Below are 18,391 nucleotides of genomic sequence, written 5' to 3' on the forward strand. Positions count from 1 at the left end.
GCAGCGCCGCCTGAAGTTCAGTGGGTCATCCCCGGTTGCGGTTGCAGAGCGGCGCCGAGAGCGGTCTCGATGTCCGGGTACGTCCAGGAGAACCCGGCATTGCGCAGAACGCCGGGTATCACCCGCTGACTCCGCTGTGCCTCACCGGCCAGCTCACCGAGCATCAGATCGAGCACCGGACCGGGCACGGTCAGCAGTGCCGGGCGGCGCACCTGACGGGCCAGCGCCCGGGTGAAGTCGAGATTCGTGCACTGCGCGGCGGAGACCAGGTTGACCGGCCCGGCCAGATCCTCGCGCTCCAGCAGGAACTCGGCCGCGCCCAGCCAGTCGGCCACGGCGATCCACGCCATCCACTGGCGGCCGCCGCCAAACCGCGCTCCGCCACCCAGCTTGAAGACCGGCAGCAACTGCTTGAGCGGGGAACCCTGCCGATCCAGGACGGGCGCGGTGCGCAGCAGAACCACCCGGACGCCGGAATCCTCGGCCGGCCGGGCGGCCGCCTCCCAGACCCGGCAGAGGTCGGCCAGGAACGTGCTGCCGGCCGGGGACTCCTCGCTCGCCTCGCGGTCGCCGGTGTCGCCGTACCACCCGACCGCCGACGACTGCAGCAACGTGCGCGGGCGATCGGCGGCCGGCAGCTTCGCCAGCGCCCGGGCGATCGTGTCGGTGGTGTCCAGCCGGCTGGCCCGCAGCACGTTCTTGTAGCTCGCGGTCCAGCGGCGCCCGCCGATGTTCGCCCCCGCCAGGTTGATCACCGCGTCCGCGCCGGCCAGCGCCGCCGGGTCCAGCCGCCCCTGCGACGGGGTCCAGGTGATCTCGTTCGAGCCGGCAGCCGGCCGCCGGACCAGCCGATCCACGTCGTGGCCGCTCTGGCGCAACCTTCCGGCGAGACGGGCACCCAGGAAGCCGGACGCGCCGGCCATGACGATCCGCATGCCCCCAGTCTTGCCCGAAGAAGATCCGAATCAAAACGACATCGGGGGTACGCCGTGACGGCGCACCCCCGATGTCGTTCAGTTCACTTCAGTCCCACCCTCGCCCAGCAGCGCATCGCGCCCGTCGATGTCGAGGGTGCCGGAAACGACTGGGCGTTTCCGGTGCACTCGACATCGACTTCCCGGGGCGCGATGCCGCCGAGCGAAGCGAGGCCATGTCACAGCCCGAGGTCGGCCTCGAAGTGCCCGGCCTCCAGACGCTCCTTGAGGGTCATCAGGAAGCGGGCGGCGTCCGCGCCGTCCACGATCCGGTGGTCGTAGCTCAGCGCCAGGTAGACCATCGACCGCGGCGCGATGATCTCGCCGAGGTTCGGGTCGTTCACGATCACCGGGCGCTTGACGACCGCGCCGAGACCGAGGATGCCGACCTGCGGCTGGTTGATGATCGGCGTGTCGAAGAGCGCGCCCCTGCTGCCCGTGTTGGTCAGCGTGAACGTGCCGCCACCAATCTCGTCCGGCCCGATCTTGTTGTTGCGGGTGCGGTCCGCCAGGTCCGCGATCCGCTTGGCCAGGCCGGCCAGGTTCAGGTCGCCGGCGTCCTTGATGACCGGGACGACCAGGCCCTTCGGCGCGTCCACCGCGATGCCCAGGTGCTCGGCGCCGTGGTAGGTGACAGTGCCCGCCTCGACGTCGATCGAGGAGTTGACGACCGGGTGCTGCTGCAGCGCCTCGACCGTGGCCAGCGCGAAGAACGGCAGGAAGGTCAGCTTCACGCCGTGCTTGGCCTGGAAGTCGGCCTTCGCCTTGTTCCGCAGCGTCGCGATCTTGGTGACGTCCACCTCGACGACCGTGGTGAGCTGCGCCGAGACCTGCAGCGACTCGACCATGCGCCGGGCGATGGTGGCCCGGATGCGGGTCAGCTTCTCGGTGCGGCCCCGCAGCGGGCTCGGCTCGGGCTTGGCCGCTCCCTTGGGAGCGGGGGCCTCGGCGGCGGCCGGGGCAGCGGCGGCCGGAGCCGGCGCGGCCTTGGCGGCAGCGGCCTTCTCGGCGGCGTCGAGCACGTCCTGCTTGCGGATCCGGCCTCCGACGCCGGTCCCCGTCAGCGAGGACAGGTCCACGCCCTTCTCGGCCGCCAGCTTGCGGACGAGCGGCGTCACGTAACCGGCGTCGCCGGCGCCGTTCGCCTTGACCGTCTCGGCGGCCGGGGCGGCGGGAGCCGCCGGGGTGGAGGGAGCGGACGGCTGCTTGCTCTCCTCGGCGGGGGACGGCGTCGCGTAGGACTCGCCGACCGGCTGCGCGGGAACCGACGGGGCCGGCTTCGACTCGATGATCGGCGCCTCGGCCTTCGGCTCCGGCTTGGGCTCGGCCTTCGGCTGCTCCGGCGCGGGGGCCGGCGCGGGTGCGGCGGCGGGCGCGGCGGAGCCGGAACCGACGACCGCCAGGACGCCGCCGACCTCGGCGGTCTCGTCCTCGCCGACCCGGATCTCCAGCAGCGTGCCGGCGACCGGCGACGGGATCTCGGTGTCCACCTTGTCGGTGGAGACCTCGACCAGCGGCTCGTCCACCTCGACGGTGTCGCCGACGGCCTTGAGCCAGCGGGTGACGGTGCCCTCGGTGACGCTCTCGCCGAGCGCCGGCAGCTTCACCTCGGTGCCCTCGGCGGAGCCGGTGGCGGCCGGAGCAGCCGGAGCGGGCTCGGCCTGCGGCGCGGACGCCTCCTGCTCGACCGGCTTCTCGGTCGACGGCGTGGTGTCGGCCTGGGCCAGCTCGGGCTCGGCGGCGGCCGGGGCGTCCTCGCCCTCGCCGGCGATGACGGCCAGCTCGCTGCCGACCTCCGCGGTCTCGTCCTCAGCGACCACGATCCGGGTCAGCACACCCGCGGCGGGCGACGGGATCTCCGTGTCGACCTTGTCGGTGGAGACCTCGAGCAGCGGCTCGTCGACCTCGACGCGCTCGCCCTCCTGCTTGAGCCAGCGCGTGACGGTGCCCTCGGTGACACTCTCGCCCAGCCGCGGCATGGTTACCGATGTCGGCATTTTTCCCCAAACTCCTTAACGCTTCTCGAAGCGATGAATATCAGCTGTGCGCGTGCAGGGGCTTGCCCGCGAGCGCGAGGAAAGCCTCGCCCAGCGCCTCGTTCTGCGTCGGGTGGGCGTGTACGAGCTGGGCGACCTCCTCCGGGAAGGCCTCCCAGTTGTAGATCAGCTGGGCTTCGCCGACGAGCTCACCCATCCGGGCGCCGACCATGTGGACGCCGACCACGGGGCCGTCCTCGACGCGGACCAGCTTGACGAAGCCGGCGGTCTTGAGGATCTGGCTCTTGCCGTTGCCGCCCAGGTTGTAGTTGTACGACGTGACCTTGTCGGCGCCGTACTTCTCCTTGGCCTTGGCCTCGGTCAGGCCGACCGACGCGACCTCGGGGTCGGAGTAGGTGACCCGCGGGATGCCCGCCTCGTCGATGACCGCCGGGTTCTTGCCCGCGATCTCCTCGGCGACGAAGATGCCCTGCTGGAAGCCGCGGTGCGCGAGCTGCAGGCCGGGCACGATGTCGCCGACGGCGTAGATGTTGCCGACCCCGGTGTGCAGGCGCTCGTTGGTGATCACGAAGCCGCGGTCCAGGGTGATGCCCTGCTCCTCGTACCCCAGGTTGGCGGTTGTCGGCCCGCGGCCGACCGCGACCAGCAGGACCTCCGCCTCGAGCGTCTCGCCGCCGGAGATGGTGACCTTCACGCCGTCGGCGGTCTTCTCGACCTTCTCGAACGGCTTGCCGACCTTGAAGTTGATCTTCCGCTTGCGGAAGGCGCGCTCGACGGTCTTCGAGATCTCCTCGTCCTCCGCGGCGACCAGGCGGGGAAGGGCCTCGATGATGGTCACGTCGGCGCCGAACGACTTCCACACGCTGGCGAACTCGACGCCGATCACGCCGCCGCCCAGCACGATCGCGGAGCTCGGCACGCGGTCCAGCTTCAGCGCGTGCTCGCTGGCGATCACCCGGGTGCCGTCGAGCTCCAGGCCCGGCAGCGTCCGCGAGTAGGAGCCGGTCGCCAGAATGACGTTGCGGCCGGTGTAGCGCTGCCCGTCCACCTCGACGGTGTCCTTGCTGACCAGCTTGCCGGCGCCGGCGACGAGCGTGATGTTCTTGTTGTGCCCGAGCAGACCCTGCAGGCCCTTGTAGAGACGGCCGACGACGCCGTCCTTGTACGAGTTCACCCCGGCCATGTCGATCCCGACCAGGTCGGCCTTGACGCCGAACTGCTCGCTCTCGCGCGTCTGGTCGGCGATCTCCGCCGCGTGCAGCAGCGCCTTGGTCGGGATGCAGCCCCGGTGCAGGCAGGTGCCGCCGACCTCGGCCTTGTCGATCAGTGCCACGGAGAGATCAAGCTCGGCGGCGCGCAACGCGGCCGCGTACCCGCCGCTGCCTGCGCCGAGGATGACGATGTCGAAGGTTCCGCCGTTCGGCTGGCTCACGTTGACTCCAGTAGTCGAGTCGTCGCCATGTGGGTCACACAATGGAAACGGTCACAGTCCCGTCTCGGACATCTTGTCACTTGAGGACCCGCTCAATGCAGCCAGGTGCCCCAAGACACGTCGGCTCGTCGTACCCTTGCGGCATTCAGCGTGAGGAGGAGCAGTGGCTTGGTTTCGACGTCGTCCTCGTACGGGTGGGCCCGGCGGACGACGGGTGGATCAGGCTGATCTGGAGCATCTCACGCAATTCGTCCGCTCGCGGCGGGGTGTCGAGGCGTTCGTCGAGCCCCGCACCACGGTGACCGAGACCACCGTGTTGCTCGTGGCACACGACGGCGAGTGGACCCGGCGGCGCATCGAGTCGCCGGAGATCGCGCGCCGCTTCGCACAACAGCTCTCCCTGCCGATCTACGACGTCCGGCTGCTCGGCTATCCGCAGCGCATGCGCGATTACAACGCCCGCCAGAAACGCCGCCCGGCCTGATCGACTATGCCGCGGTAGGAACGCCGCCCGGCCTGACCCGCAACGCCCGGTAGGAACGCCGCCCGGCCTGACCCGCAACGCCCGGCAAGAACGCCGCCCGGCCTGATCGGGGCCGGACGGCGTACGCCTGATTAGAGCGTCTCGACCAGGTGCAACAGGGTGCGGATCGGCACGCCGGTCCCGCCCTTGGTCCAATAGCCGGTGGCCTCGCCCGAGTGGTAACCCGGCCCGGCGATGTCGATGTGCGCCCACTCCACGCCCGGCTCGACGAACTCGCGCAGGAACACGCCGCCCTGCAGCATGTGCCCGGCCCGGTCCAGGTTCGCGTTCGTCTGGCAGATGTCGGCGATCTCCGACTCCATGCCCTTGCGCACGTCGTCCGGCAGCGGCATCGGCCAGGCCGGCTCGCCGACCGCGTCGCCGGCCGTCTTGACCAGCGTGGTCGCCTCCTCGGAGCCCATCAGGCCGGCGATCCGCTTGCCCAGCGAGATCACCTGGCCGCCGGTCAGCGTGGACGTCTCGAACAGGTAGTCGGTGCCGTCCTCGCAGGCCCGGGCCATCGCGTCGCCGAGCACCATGCGCCCCTCGGCGTCGGTGTTGAAGACCTCGACCCGCTTGCCGTTGTACATGGTGATCACGTCGCCCGGCCGGTACGCCGACCCGGACGGCATGTTCTCCGCGATCGCCAGGTAACCGGAGACGGCCACCCCCGGCTTGACCGCGGCGATCGCCAGCATCGTGGCCCCGACCGCGGCGGCGCCGGCCATGTCCGACTTCATCTCCCACATGCCGGCGGACGGCTTGATACTCACACCGCCGGTGTCGAACGTGATGCCCTTGCCGACCAGCGCGACCCGCTTCGGGTCGGTCACACCCTCCGGCGTGTAGGTCAGCTTCACCAGCCGCGGCGGCGCCTCGGAGCCCTGGCCGACCGCCACGATCCCGCCGTACCCACCGGCCTTGAGCTGCTCGAAGTCGAGCACCTCGACGGCCAGCCCGGCCTCGGTGGCGGCGGCCTGCACCAGGTCGGCGAAGGGCGCCGGCTGCAGCAGGTTCGGCGCCATGTTCACCCAGTCGCGCGCCTGGCGCACCGCGCGCCCGACGGCCTCGGCGCGGACCAGCTCGGCCGCGGCGGCCTCGTCGGCGGCGTCCGGCACGTGCACCTGCAGCGCGGTCACCGGCTCGCGGCGGCCCTTCTGCGGCTTGGTCTTGTAACCGGCGAACCGGTAGCCACCGAGCAGCGCGCCCTCCAGGATCGCCCGCAGCACCCGCGGCGCGTCCTCGTCGTCGGGCAGCGGCAGCGCCAGCGCCACGGTGGCGCTGCCGGCCAGGGACCGGACCGCGGCGCCGGTGCCCCGCCGCAACGTCTCCAGCTCCGGCGACGCGCCGGACGGCTCGTCGCCGAGGCCCACCGCGACCACCAGCGGCGCGGTGATCGTGCCGAGCGTGGCCAGCTTGGTCACCTCACCCGGCGCGCCGGTCGCGCCGAGCAGGGCGAGCGTCGCGGTCAGCTTTCCGTCGAACGCGGCGGTGATGCTCTCCGCCCCCGGCGCCGGAAGCAGGGCGCCGTCCTGGTCGGGCTGGCTGTGCAGGCCGATGACGATGGCATCGACCGCCAATTCGGCCGGGTCGGTATCGACCAGGCTCAGGCTGGGCTGGGTCACTCGGACTCTCCGCGACGTTCTGGGCCGGTCCCGCCGGTGGGCGGTCTCCCGGCTGGTGGGAAACACTTGGTGTTCACCGCGACTCTAACCAGCGCCAAGGTCACCGGTAAGTTGAGTCTCATGTCTGCCGAGTTGTTCCGCTCCCCGCTGCACGAACGCCACGTCGCGCTGGGGGCGAAGCTCGCCCCGTTCGGGGGCTGGGAGATGCCCCTGGAGTACGCGGGTGGAGGCGTCCTCAAGGAGCACGCCGCGGTGCGCGGGGCGGCCGGCGTCTTCGACGTGTCCCACCTGGGCAAGGCGCGGGTCCTCGGGGTCGGCGCGGCGGACTTCGTGAACTCGTGCCTCACCAACGACCTGGGCCGGATCGCCCCCGGCAAGGCGCAGTACACACTCTGCTGCGACTCCTCCGGTGGGGTCGTCGACGACCTGATCGCGTACCTCTACGGTCCCGACGACGTCTTCCTGATCCCGAACGCCGCGAACACCACCGAGGTCGTCCGCCGCCTGGCAGCCGCCGCGCCCGCCGGGATCCACGTCACCGACCTGCACCGCGACTTCGCGATCCTCGCCGTCCAGGGCCCGTCCTCCGCCTCGGCCCTCGCCGCGCTGGGGCTGCCGGCCGACCACGACTACATGTCGTTCACCGACGCCACGCTCAGCGGCGTGCCGCTCGTCGTCTGCCGCACCGGGTACACCGGCGAGCACGGCTACGAGCTGGTCGTGCCGTGGGACGCCGCGGCCACCGTGTGGGACGCGCTGATCGGAGCCGGCGTCCGCCCGTGCGGCCTCGGCGCCCGCGACACGCTGCGCACCGAGATGGGCTACCCGCTGCACGGTCAGGAGCTGACGCTGGACATCAGCCCGGTCCAGGCCCGTTCCGGCTGGGCGGTCGGCTGGTCCAAGCCGGCGTTCTGGGGCCGCGACGCGCTCCTCGCCGAGAAGGCCGCCGGCCCGCGCCGCACCCTTCGCGGCCTGGAACTGACCGGTCGCGGCATCCCGCGCGGCCACATGCCGATCTTCTCGGGCGACGACCAGGTCGGCGAGACCACCAGCGGCACCTTCTCCCCGACGAAGAAGGCCGGCATCGCCCTGGGCCTGATCGACACCGCGCCGGGCCTTGCCGACGGCGACCTCGTCCAGATCGACATCCGGGGGCGCCGCACCGAGGCCCGCCTGGTCAAGCCGCCTTTCGTTCAGCCCTCGGTCCGCTGACAACCCTTGAGGACCCTTTTCCCGTACGCCCATGGCAGCCCTCGCCGTGACAACGTCCGCGAGGTCCCGGCCCGCTCCAGTCCGCCACGCGCCTCACCCCACCCGGCTGGTGCTCACGGTCGTCTCCGAGCCTGATGACAGCCGTCAGCACCAGCCGAACTCCGTCGGCTGGTGCTGACGGCTGTGTCGGGGCCCTGATGCAGCCCTGAGAGCCAGCCGGGGCCTTCCGGCGTTCAGCTGAGGGTGAGCGTCAGGAGGGTGAGGGTGGTGGCCAGTTCGGCGCAGCCGCCGAGCACGTCCCCGGTGATGCCGCCGAGCCGCCGGACACAGTGGCGGAGCAGCAGCAGAACGGCCCCGAGCGCGACGATCACGGCCAGCGGGCCCTGCCACGGGCGGCCGGGGATCGCGGGGACGGCGGCGGCCGCCACGAGGATCGCGGCGAGCACGACGACGGGGGAGGGGACCGTGGAGGCGACCATCGCGCCCAGCCCTTCCGGGCGGGCCGGCGGGACACCCCGGCGGCAGGCCAGCGAGATCGCCAGGCGCCCGGTGGTCCAGGCCATGACGATCGCCCACCAGGGAACGGCAGCGATCGAGGCGGCCTGCACGAGCACGGTCGCCGCCAGCGCCACCACCCCGAACGGGCCGATGTCCGGCTTCTTCATGATTTCCAGGGCGGCCGGGCCGGACCGGTAGGAGCCCAGCGCGTCCACCGTGTCCGCCAGCCCGTCCAGGTGCAGTCCCCGGGTCAGCAACGCGCCGGCGGCCACCGTCACCGCACCGGCGACGAGGCCGGGTGCGCCCAGCGCTCCCAGCCCCTCGGACAGACCCGCCAGCACCAGCCCGAGCAACGCCCCGACCAGCGGCGCCACGCCCATGGCCACGGCCGCGACGGACCGGTCCACCCGGCCGCCGCGCACCGGCAGCACGGTCAGGGTGGTGACCGCCAGCCGGAAGCCGTCCGTCACCCGGCCCGCGGGCCGCCCCGTCACGAGCGGCCGGCCGCGCCGTCCTCGACGCCGTCCGTACCCGTGCCCGCAGAGCTGCCGGCCGTGCCCACGCCGTTGGCGCCGGCCGTGCCCATGCCGGCCGGGCCCGCGCCGGTGGAGGTGCCGGCCGGGTTGCCGAAGCCGGTCGGGAGCACCGTCGTCGGCTCTTCCTCGTCGATCCCGTCGTCGTAGCTGTCGTCGATCCCGAGCCCGTCGTCCGACTCGTCGAGGTCGTCGGAGAGGCCCCCGTCACCCTGCTCGGCGAGCAGCGCCGGATGCACCGGCAGCGCCGCCGCCAGCCCCAGCACGGTGCGCAGCAGCGGCAGCGCCGCCAGCGCGTTCGCTCCCTCGCCGAGATCCAGGCCGAGCTCCAGGACGGGCGTCAGGCCGAGGACGTCGGCCCCCTGCTTGACCAGCGCCAGCGTCCCGGCCTCGGGCAGCAGGCACCAGTGCCGGGTCTGCCCGGCCAGGTCCCGCGCGACCAGTCCGGCCGCGATGCCCAGCGGCCCGTCCAGCAGCACCGGGAGCCGCCGCGCGGTCGCCCCGAGCAGCACGCCCGTGGCCACGGCGAGGTCCAGCCCGCCGATCTCGCGCAGGATGTCGTGCGCCCCGCGCGGCTCCTGCCGGATGCGGTGCAGCGCGTCGCGGACCGCGGCGCAGCGCACCATCCAGGCGTGGTCGTCGAACCGCCCGCCGGGCTGCAGCACCCGCGGCAGGGTCGCGGCCGCCTCGGCCCCGGTGGACGCGGCGAGCACCGCGGTGGCCATCGCCTCGACGCCGACCCCGATCCCGGCCAGCAGCAGCGCGTCCCGGCCCGCGTCGGCGGCCTCGTCGGCGAGCTGCCAGCCCTGCCGCAGCGCGGCTTCGACGGCGTGCGCCTCGGTGACCGGGCCGTCCTCCATCGCGCCGGCGGACCGTACGCGCAGAACGGCGATGTCCGCCCCGGCCTGCCCCGCGAGCCGGCCCAGCAGGCCGAGGCCGCGCTCGGTCTCGGCGACCCGGCGCTCGACGTCGAGCGGGTCGGCGCCGGCCGCGGCCCCGCCGCCGTGCCGGCCGGAGATCACCACGACCCGGACCGAGGACCACGGCTGCGGGCTGGTGGTCTCCTGGGTGGCGGCGGCGAACTCGACCGCCTCGGCGACCATGCCCAGCCCGGCGCCGGGCAGATCGATCGTGCCCAGGCGTTCCCGCGCGTCCGGGCCGGCGTCGCTGTCCGGCAGCGGCAGGTCCATGCCCGGCTGGATCTTGGTGAGGCCGGAGGCGACCAGCGGAAGGCTCATCGTCATGCCGCCGAGCGCGTCGGCGACCGGGGGCGCCGGGTCGACGGCCGGCGGCGGCGCGACGACGGTCGCCTCCACGGGCGCCGCGACGAACGCCGGGTCGGCCGGGGGAGTCACGAAGACCGGATCGGCCGGTGGCGGCGTCACCGAGGCCGACGATGGCGTGACGGAAGCCGGCTGCGGCGTGACGGAGGCCGGCGGCGGGGGCGGCGCGGGTGTCGCGGTGGCGGTGCCCGTGGCAGTGGCCGGGATCGGTCGTGGCCCCGACGCGGCGGTCGGAGCGGGAACGGCGGCCACCGCGGCGGTGAGCTCCGGCGTGCGCTTCAGCCAGCTCGGCTGCCCGGCCACCACCAGCACCACGCCGTCGCAGGCCTCGGCCAGCGCCTGGTTCGTGGTCCCGAGAGCGTCGGCGAAGGCCCGCCCCACCGGCGTGACCGGCACCAGCGACAGCCCCACCTCCGGGCTGACCAGCACCACCCGCGCGCGGCAGGCCCGCACCGCCGCGGCCAGGGCCGCCACGTCGGCCTCGTCGTCGTTGGGCTGGCGGGCCGGGTCGAGCACCGCGGCCACCCAGCCGCCGAGGTCGTCGACGAGCAGCGTGTCGTCCGGCTTCGCCTCGGTCAGCAGCTCGGTGAGCCGGGACGGGTCGGCCGCGGTCTCCTCGGTCGACCAGGACTGCGGCCTGCGCCGTTGATGCTCCTCGATCCGGGCCCGCCACTCCGGGTCGTCCTCGCCGCCGACCGCGGTGGCGACGTACCGCACCGCGGGCGCGTCCGCCACCAGCGATTCGGCGAACGCGGATTTGCCGGAGCGGATCCCGCCGAGCACCAGGACCGTGTTCCACCGATCTTCGGACATGCCCCGTACCTTAGAGCCGGGTCGCACACGCGCACGCCGTAGGGTGGAAGGCCACCGACGTACGACATGAGGGGGCGGCTCAATGCCGTGGAGTTGGCGGTACGAAGACGTCGACGGCAAATCGGTCGACGGACCGGCCGAGACGTTCAGCAGTCAGGCGGATGCCGAGTCCTGGATCGGCCAGGAGTGGCGGCAGCTGCAGGCCACCGGGGTCAGCACGGTCACGCTGATCGAGGACGACCGGGTGGACTATCAGATGAGCCTGCAGCCGGCGGAGTGACGTGACCTACGAACCGGTCTACACGCGCACCCCGCGGAACGCGTTCGTCCCGAGTCCGGTCTTCGTCGGCATCGTCGCGATCTTCGCGGTGAGCGGCGTGCTGCTCTGGACGAAGTACGGCAACGTCGGGTTCGACGCGTTCCTGTTCATCGTGTCGGGCTGGCTGGTCTCGCTCTGCCTGCACGAGTACGCGCACGCTGTCGCGGCGTACTTCTCCGGCGACCTGACCGTCGCCGACCGGGGTTACCTGCGGCTCAACCCGTTGAAGTACACGAGTCCGCTGCTGTCCATCGTGCTGCCGGTCATCGTGGTGATCCTGGGCGGCATCGGCCTGCCCGGTGGCGCGGTCTGGATCGATCACCGCTACATCAACAGCAAGCTGAAGGATTCCCTGATCAGCGCGAGCGGGCCGCTCACCAACGTCATCCTGGCGGTGGTGGCGGCCCTGCCGTTCATAGTGGGCCTGGGGCCGGACATCGTGGAGACCGGGACCCGGGCGTTCGTCCTGACCGACCACCCGGAGTTCTGGCAGGCGCTCTCCGTGGTCGCGTTCCTGCAGATCACCGCGAGTGTGCTGAACCTGCTGCCGATCCCGGGGCTGGACGGTGGCAGCATCCTGCGGCCGTGGCTGAGCCCGGCCTACCGGCGCGCCTGGGACACGTTCGCCCCGTTCGGCTTCCTGCTGCTGTTCGTGGCGCTCTGGCAGACCAGCCTCGGCGACTACTTCTCCCGGCTGGTCACCTGGATCGCCGAGTGGCTCCAGCTCTATCCCGACCTGATCGCGCGGGGCTTCGACCTGATGCGATTCTGGAGCTGAGCCGAGGCCGACTCGGCAACGGGTCTGAGGTGTGGCCGACTCGGCAACGGGCTTGGGGCGAGGCTGTCCCGGCAACAGGCGTGAGGCGAGGCCGGCCCGGCAACGGGCCGGCCTCGATGTTCACGGCCGCTCGGCCGGGCTGGTCGTCAGCTTCGGGTCCCGGGTGACGATCGGGTCGACGATCTCGTTGATCGCCTTCAGCAGGCCCTCGTCCAGTTCCACCCCGGACGCCTTGACGTTGTCCCGCACCTGCTCGGGCCGGGACGCGCCGATGATCGCCGCCGAGACGTTCGGGTTGCTGAGCACCCAGGCGATCGCGAGCTGCCCCATGGTCAGCCCCGCCTGGTCGGCGAGCGGCTGCAGCCGGGCGACGGTGTTCAGCACGTCGTCCTCGAGCCAGCGGGCGATGAACCCCGCCCCGGACTTCTCGTCGGTGGCCCGTGACCCGGCCGGCGGCTGCTGACCCGCCTTGTACTTCCCGGTCAGCACACCCTGGGCGAGCGGCGACCAGACGATCTGGCCGAGACCCGACTCCTGCGAGGCGGGCACCACCTCGGCCTCTATGACCCGCCACAGCATCGAGTACTGCGGCTGGTTCGACACCAGGCGGATCTTCAGCTCGTCCGCGAGAACCTTCGCCGCGCGGATCTGCGAGGCATCCCACTCGGACACGCCGATGTAGTGCGCCTTGCCCGAGCGCACCACGTCGGCGAACGCCTCCATGGTCTCCTCGAGCGGCGTCGTGTGGTCGTACCGATGGGCCTGATAGAGGTCGACGTAGTCGGTGCCGAGCCGGCGCAGCGACCCGTCGATCGACGTCATGATGTGCTTGCGGGACAGGCCGCTGTCGTTGGCGCCCGGCCCGGTCCGCCAGTAGACCTTGGTGAGGATCTCCAGGCCGTCGCGACGCTCGTCCTTCAGCGCCCGCCCCAGCACCTCCTCAGCGCGGGTGCCGGCGTAGACGTCGGCGGTGTCGAACGTGGTGATCCCGGACTCGAGGGCCGCGCGCACACACGCGAGCGCGGCCTCCTCCTCCACCTGGGACCCGTGGGTGATCCAGTTGCCGTAGGCGATCTCGCTGACCAGCAGGCCGGAACGGCCGAGATGACGGAACTTCATATCTCGAACCCTATCGAGTCACTAGAGAACCGGCCGTGCGTCAGGCCGAAGCCGGACGACCTCCTCGATCGCCTCCGCGCGCTCGGTGTACCTGGTCTCCACCAGCGGCTGCCCCTGCCGGTCCACCGCGCCCCAGCGGCCCGCCTCGTCGGCGATCAGGAACGCCGACGGGTGGATCACCACGGCCTTGTGCACCGGCGGGATCACCTGCTGCCCGTTCTGGTCGATCACGCCGAACCCGGTGCCGCCGTCGACGACCAGGAAACCCTCGTCGCTGAAGCCGTCGATCGGGCCGCCGGTGCTGAGCACGGTCGCGACCTGCCGCCATTTCGGCTGCACCACGATCCGGCCGTGCCGGTCGACCGCGCCCCAGCCACCGGCGCGCCGGAACAGCGCCAGGCCACGACGGAACGGCCGGACGTCCTCGAAGCCGCCCGGCACGATGAGCCGGTTCTCCCGGTCGATCGCGGACCAGCCGCCGTCGGCTTCCCGGGTCACCCAGGCCAGCCCCTCGGAGAACCGGTCGGCGGCCAGGTAACCCGAGTCGGCGCCGATCACCACGGCGCCGGACGGGTCGATCAGCTCCCACGCCGGCGAGTCCGGGCGGCGCACCCACGCGACCCCCTCGGCGAACGCCTGCGCCTGGGCATACTTCGGCTCGACCGCCGCCGCGTAGCCCCACAGTCCCGCGCCCTCGTCCGGCAGCAGCATCGGCGCGGCCGGCAGCTCCAGCAACTCCTCGCGCCGCCGCGGGTAGGGACCCCAGCCGTCGCCGGACCGCCGGGCGATCACGTCCAGCGCCAGCTCGATGCGTTCCACCAGCTCCGGGTCACGGTCCTGGCACAGGTCCAGGGCCCGCTCGAAGCGGTTCACCGCCTCCAGGAACCGCCCCTGCTCGTACGCCGAGCGCCCGGCCAGCTCGTAGATCTCCGCCCGCAGGCGAGCGGGCAGCTCCGGCGAGTCGGCCCGGGCATAGAGCCGGTCCGCCTCCTCGAACTCGCCCCGCCACTGCAGCACGTGCGCGAGCCGCGCCTGCGCCACCGAGATCATCCGGGCCTCACCCGCGGACTCGGCGTGCCGCAGCCCTTCCCGCCCGTCGGCCAGCGCGTCGTCCAGCTCCCCGAGCACCCGCGACACGACCGCGCGCAGGGTGAGCAGCCCGGCCCGGACAGTGTCGCGCTCGGCGAACTCCAGCCGGTCGGACAGCCGGTCCACGAGATCCCACAGCCGGTCCGGCTCGTCGACCTGCTCCCGCAGCGTCTCCGGATCGAACATCCACGGGTACGCCGCGAGGATCTGCTCCGGGTCGGCCCGCCGCCGGTCCGCCGGCGCGCGCTGGTCCCGCCGCTGCCGGATCGGCGCGACGACCTCCTCCGGGTCGAGGTTGCGGCTTTTCTCCCGCTCAGATCCAGAAGCACGCGTACGTACGTCGTCAGCACCGTTCCCCGCACCGGCCGCGACCGCCTCGGCACCCGGGCCGGCGCTCGCCACCTCCGCACCCGCCTCGCCGGCATCGCCCGCCGGAGCCCCGGCCATCTCTGCCGTCTCGACAGCCGGAGACGCGACGACCTCTGCGGTCTCGGCGGCCGGTGTTTCACCGATCTCTGCCGTCTCAACGGCCGGAGTCTCAGCGACCTCTGGGGTGTCGACGGCCGGAGTCTCAGCGACCTCAGCGGCGTCAACGGCCGGAGTCTCAGCGGCGTCGGAAGCCGGAGTCCCGGTGCCCTCGGCGGCCGCGAACTCCGCGACGGCATCGACGGTCGCGGACCCGCTGTCCGTCCCGCCGTCCGCCGGCACCGCCACGATGGCCGGGACGGCGGCGGACGTCTCGGTCGCAGTGTCGTCGGTGAGTGCGAAGGCCGGCCCGGTCCCGTCGTGGTGGTGCTCGACGGTCGATCCCGGTTCGGATGTGTCGTGGGCGTCCCCGGATGCCGGTCCCGCACCAGCACTCACCGCGTCGGCCGAGGCGCCGCCGTCTCGCTCCCCACCCAGGCTCTCGAAGCCCCCGTCCGCCAGGGTCTCCACCGCGGCGACCGGCTCAGGCTCCGTCACGGAAGGAGCCGCAGCGACCGGCTCAGGTTCGCTCACCGGCGCGGCCACCGCTACCGGCTCGCTCGTGGGCGTCACCGCCGCGACCGGCTCAGCCTCCGCGAGGGCCACCGTAACCGCCTTGATCGGCGGCCAGACCGGAATGCCCGGCCCCACCGGCGCGTCTGCCTCGACCCCGGCAGGAACAGCGCTGACCGGCCGCTCCACGCCGGTGAGGTCAACCCCGGAATCCACCGGCTCGTCCACGCCCACCGGTTCGTCGGCATGGACCGGCGCTGCGCTGACCGGCTGGTCCGCGAAGCCAGGTGCTGGGCTGACCAGGTCCTCGGCCACCGCCTCCGCAAGATCGGTGACAACGGTGAAGACCGGCTCCTCTTCGGTGAGGACCGGTTCGTCAGCCGCGCGGGCCGGCTCCTCCGCAGTGAGGGCCGGTTCGTCAGCCGCGTTGACCGGCTCCTCCGCGGTGGGGGCCAGTTCCTCAGCCGCGTGGACCGGCTCCTCCGCGGTGAGGACCGGCTCGACAGGCGTGAGGATCGGCTCGACGGCAGCGGCGACCGGTTCGGCGGCAGTCGGGACCGGCTCCTCAGCGGTGCGGAGCGGCTCCTCGGCCTCGACCAGATCCGGCGCGACACCCTCAGCGGCGAGGTGCGCGGCGACTAGGGGCTCGGCCGCGGGCTGCTCGTGACGTCCCGGCCGTTCGTCGGCGTCGGACCGCTCGTGCCGCCCGTACCGCGCCTGCACCGCGGCAATCCACTCCGGAACGTCCCCGGCCGGCTCGTCCTCATCCCGCGAGTGCCCGCGGTGAGCCTCAGCGACCGCAGCCGCCTCCGGAACATCCTCCAGAGTCAACCGGGCCTGAGTGATCTCGGCCTCGCTCACCTCAGCGCTGTCCGAGCCCACGCGCGCCGGCGTGATCTCGGTCCGGGCTGCGTCGGCCGTCAAGCGCGTAGCTGTGCTCTCAACCGCGTCCGTGGCCAGGCGCGCCTGGGTGATCTCCAGCTCGGCCGCGTCTGTGGCCGGGCGCGTCTGGGTGATCTCCGGCTCGGCCGCGTCGGTGGTCAGGCGCGTCTGGGTGATCTCGGCGTCCACAACGGTCGCCTCGGCGGCGGCCGGTTCCTGCGTTGCCTCGTCCTCCGAGTCCTCCTCGGCCGCGAACCAACCGGCCGGCTTGACGATCTCCTCCTCGACCACGGGCTCGGGCGCCAGCGGCGAGGTGTCGGGCACGGGTGTCTCCGCCCCGAGCCCGCTCATCGACAGCAGCCAGCCGAGCCCGCGCGGCTCCTCAGTTGCCGGTTCGACGGAAGCGGCCGATGGCGCCGGGGAGGCCGGCGGTGTCGGGACGGCAAAGGGAGCGTCGGCGGCCGGTGCCGCTGAGGCGGGCGCCGATCCCGAGGCTGCTGGCGGTGCCGACGCGGCTTGCGGTGCCGACGCGGCTTGCGGTGCCGAGGCTGCTGGCGGTGCCGACGCGGTTTGCGGTGCCGGAGCGACGGTCTGCGCCGAGGCTTCCGGGAACGGCTGCGGAGCAGTTTCCGTGAACGGCGCCTCCGAGTAGGACGTCCCGCCGACCCCGGCCACCGCCTCGTCCCCGGGCCGCTGCCCCGGAACGCCGGCCGGCCCCTGAACCCCACCGGTGAACGGCTCGCCACGCCCGACCCGCCGAGGGTCGATCGCCTGAGTCTGCTCCTGGGACGGGAACGGCACCCCGCCACGCCGCGGCAGCGGCCCCCCGGGCGAACCCAGGTCCACCCGCCGCGGTTCGCCCCCCTGCGCGATCCCAGGACCCGCGATCCCGGAGACGGGCGCGATCCCAGGACCCGCGACCCCGGAGACGGGCGCGATCCCAGGACCGGCAACGCCGGACACGGGCGCAACCCGGGGACCGGCGATCCCGGGACCGGCGATCCCTGACACGGGCGCAATCCCAGGACCGGCAACCCCGGACACAGGCGCGATCCCAGGACCAGCGACCCCAGAGACAGGCGCCGAAGCAACTCCGGAAACGGGCGCCGAGGCAATCCCGGAAACCGGCGCCGAGGCAATCCCGGAAACCGGCTGATCGGCGGCCCACCCGTAGTCGTCCCGCCGATAGGGCGCCTGCCCGGGATGCCCAGCCCCACCCGGGTACATCGCCGCCGGCGGCACGGCCGGCTGCTGAGGTGTCATCCGGGTCGGCTGGGCCGCGGGCCGCGACGGCGCCGGGCTGTTGCGATCCTGCGGAGCGGGCCGGAGATCGAACGGCGATTCGGGCGTACGCCCGTCGCGCCCGCCTCGCGTCGGGAACGCTTCCGGCGGAGCGGGCCGCGCGCCACCGTAGGCCGGCCCACCGGTCGCGTCAGGCCGGCCCTGCTCGGGTCGAGGCCCATGCTGAGGTGGCCGCCCTTGGAACCCGGGCTGCTCCACGAACCGCTGCTGCGAACCAGCCGGCATCTGACCGGGCTGCATCTGGCCCGGCTGCCTCTGACCAGGCTGCGTCGGACCAGGCTGCATGTGGCCGGGCTGCTGCATCTGCCCAGGCGAAACTTGGCCCTGCTGCATCTGGCCGGGCGGAACTTGACCGGGCTGCATCTGGCCAGGCGGAACTTGGCCAGGGGCAACCGGCCCACGCTGCTGCCCGGGCGGAATCTGAGCCCCACCCCGAGCCGCCGGAGCCTGCCCGGCCCCGAACCCGCCACGCCCCGGCGCGGCCTGCCCTTCGTACCCGTCCCGATGCCACTGCGGAGGCTGCTGTGGTTGCTGAGGCTGCTGCGACTGCGGTGGTCGCCCACCCCAGTTCTCCTGCTGACGCTGGCCGGGTGGCGACTGCGGCACCCGGGCCGCCCCGGACGACGGACGTCCCGGCGAGACCGGCCCGGACGACGGACGCCCCGGTGAGCCGGGAGCCGGCGACCCGGGCGCCCATCCCGGTGTGGCCGACGCCGGAGACGGGTTTCCGCGCCCGTAGACGGGCGCACCCCCACGGCGCTGCTGATCCCCGTAGGGACGGTTCCAGGACGGGTCGTCGCGGGAGTCGCGCGGCGCACCACCGTACCGCTGCGGATCCTCGGCCGGAACCCGGCCGCGACCTTGGGGCGCGCCGCCTGCCGGAGTCGAGCTGACCGGCGCGGGTCCGGGCCGATCGCCGCGGGACGCCTCGTAGACCGGGGTGTGCACGGCCTTGCGGCGCCCGGGGTCGCCCGGATAGCGCTGACCGGGGAGCGGTTCCCACTCCCAAGTGATCTCGTAGACCCACGCGGGTT

The 18,391-nt window shown here is 73.0% G+C and carries 12 protein-coding genes; 4 read left to right on the forward strand and 8 right to left on the reverse strand.

Annotated elements, in window-relative coordinates; all coding sequences use genetic code 11:
* Positions 1 to 17 precede the first annotated feature (17 nt).
* From Acy02nite_RS05195 to lpdA, 3 genes are all read right to left on the reverse strand, one after another.
* Complete coding sequence (locus tag Acy02nite_RS05195) at positions 18 to 935, reverse strand: TIGR01777 family oxidoreductase (protein ID WP_203738632.1); 918 nt, start codon at positions 933 to 935, stop codon at positions 18 to 20.
* A 218-nt stretch (positions 936 to 1,153) separates the two neighbouring features.
* A complete protein-coding gene (gene sucB, locus Acy02nite_RS05200) occupies positions 1,154 to 2,971 on the reverse strand; it encodes a 2-oxoglutarate dehydrogenase, E2 component, dihydrolipoamide succinyltransferase (protein WP_203738633.1) in 1,818 nt (605 codons plus the stop codon).
* Between the two features lie 40 nt (positions 2,972 to 3,011).
* Entirely contained in the window at positions 3,012 to 4,403 is a 1,392-nt protein-coding gene (gene lpdA / locus Acy02nite_RS05205; protein ID WP_203738634.1) for a dihydrolipoyl dehydrogenase, read from the reverse strand.
* 163 nt (positions 4,404 to 4,566) lie between these two features.
* Between lpdA and Acy02nite_RS05210 the strand changes: the two genes are divergently transcribed.
* Complete coding sequence (locus tag Acy02nite_RS05210) at positions 4,567 to 4,887, forward strand: hypothetical protein (RefSeq protein WP_203738635.1); 321 nt, start codon at positions 4,567 to 4,569, stop codon at positions 4,885 to 4,887.
* 131 nt (positions 4,888 to 5,018) lie between these two features.
* Here Acy02nite_RS05210 and Acy02nite_RS05215 read toward each other — a convergent pair whose 3' ends face one another.
* Positions 5,019 to 6,551: a leucyl aminopeptidase gene (locus tag Acy02nite_RS05215; protein ID WP_203738636.1), complete on the reverse strand. Its 1,533-nt coding sequence runs from the start codon at positions 6,549 to 6,551 to the stop codon at positions 5,019 to 5,021.
* Positions 6,552 to 6,671: 120 nt separating this feature from the next.
* On the opposite strand from Acy02nite_RS05215, the gene gcvT reads away from it, so the two are divergent.
* Positions 6,672 to 7,763 (forward strand): glycine cleavage system aminomethyltransferase GcvT, encoded by a 1,092-nt coding sequence (gcvT, locus tag Acy02nite_RS05220; RefSeq protein WP_203738637.1) that lies wholly within the window; start codon positions 6,672 to 6,674, stop codon positions 7,761 to 7,763.
* 233 nt (positions 7,764 to 7,996) lie between these two features.
* Here gcvT and Acy02nite_RS05225 read toward each other — a convergent pair whose 3' ends face one another.
* The gene (locus Acy02nite_RS05225; RefSeq protein ID WP_203738638.1) at positions 7,997 to 8,731 is read right to left on the reverse strand and encodes an adenosylcobinamide-GDP ribazoletransferase; all 735 of its coding nucleotides are present in this window, start codon (positions 8,729 to 8,731) and stop codon (positions 7,997 to 7,999) included.
* A gap of 20 nt (positions 8,732 to 8,751) precedes the next feature.
* Positions 8,752 to 10,890: a bifunctional adenosylcobinamide kinase/adenosylcobinamide-phosphate guanylyltransferase gene (cobU, locus tag Acy02nite_RS05230; protein WP_239174249.1), complete on the reverse strand. Its 2,139-nt coding sequence runs from the start codon at positions 10,888 to 10,890 to the stop codon at positions 8,752 to 8,754.
* A gap of 82 nt (positions 10,891 to 10,972) precedes the next feature.
* Between cobU and Acy02nite_RS05235 the strand changes: the two genes are divergently transcribed.
* On the forward strand, positions 10,973 to 11,170 hold the full coding sequence (locus Acy02nite_RS05235) for a hypothetical protein (RefSeq protein WP_203738639.1): 198 nt from the start codon (positions 10,973 to 10,975) through the stop codon (positions 11,168 to 11,170).
* Between the two features lies 1 nt (position 11,171).
* On the forward strand, positions 11,172 to 11,987 hold the full coding sequence (locus tag Acy02nite_RS05240) for a site-2 protease family protein (RefSeq protein WP_203738640.1): 816 nt from the start codon (positions 11,172 to 11,174) through the stop codon (positions 11,985 to 11,987).
* Between the two features lie 120 nt (positions 11,988 to 12,107).
* Here the strand turns inward: Acy02nite_RS05240 and Acy02nite_RS05245 are convergent, their stop codons facing one another.
* Together Acy02nite_RS05245 and Acy02nite_RS05250 are read right to left on the reverse strand one after the other, a co-directional pair.
* Entirely contained in the window at positions 12,108 to 13,106 is a 999-nt protein-coding gene (locus Acy02nite_RS05245) for an aldo/keto reductase family protein (RefSeq protein ID WP_203738641.1), read from the reverse strand.
* 21 nt (positions 13,107 to 13,127) lie between these two features.
* Positions 13,128 to 16,379 (reverse strand): WG repeat-containing protein, encoded by a 3,252-nt coding sequence (locus Acy02nite_RS05250; RefSeq protein WP_203738642.1) that lies wholly within the window; start codon positions 16,377 to 16,379, stop codon positions 13,128 to 13,130.
* Positions 16,380 to 18,391 lie beyond the last annotated feature (2,012 nt).

It is taken from the genome of Actinoplanes cyaneus (genome assembly GCF_016862095.1).
GTDB classification, from domain to species: Bacteria; Actinomycetota; Actinomycetes; order Mycobacteriales; family Micromonosporaceae; genus Actinoplanes; species Actinoplanes cyaneus.